The sequence below is a fragment of the Bowmanella yangjiangensis genome (assembly GCF_017255015.1).
Lineage (GTDB): Bacteria > Pseudomonadota > Gammaproteobacteria > Enterobacterales > Alteromonadaceae > Bowmanella > Bowmanella yangjiangensis.
Genome location: NZ_JAFKCS010000710.1, coordinates 1 through 374, shown reverse-complemented (window position 1 = coordinate 374; position 374 = coordinate 1). Strand labels below are relative to the sequence as shown.

The following is a 374-nucleotide window of genomic DNA, read 5'->3' as shown; positions in this document are numbered from 1 at the left end:
CAGGTTGGGATCGATCACGTAGATCTCCTCACCCTGGGAAATGGCGCCATTGGGGCACTCGGGTTCGCAGACGTCGCAGTTGATGCAGTCGTCGGTGATGATCAGGGACATGAAAACAACTCCTGTCGAGGCGACGCCGCGACACTGGCAGACAACGATGAGGCGAATTGTGCCGGATCGCTGCGTCTTGTGCCATTAGCTCGGCCGGTTGGGCGCTTTGCGCCCCTCTCCCGAATACAGGAGAGGGGGCGGGGAGAGGGTAGGGAACGTGGCGCCGCTTTGCCCCTCTCTCATGAATGGGAGAGGGGCATCCGACAGGCGTGAACGGCTGGCGCTTATTGCTTGCGGAAGCGCTCGTTCAGGGCGTCGGCGAC

General features: G+C 62.0%; 1 protein-coding gene. It reads right to left on the bottom strand.

Annotation, left to right across the window (positions count from 1 at the left end; translation table 11 throughout):
• Window positions 1-111: 4Fe-4S binding protein (locus tag J0A65_RS26360; RefSeq protein WP_206597139.1), on the bottom strand; the 111-nt coding region annotated here is incomplete at its 3' end.
• Window positions 112-374: the final 263 nt, after the last annotated feature.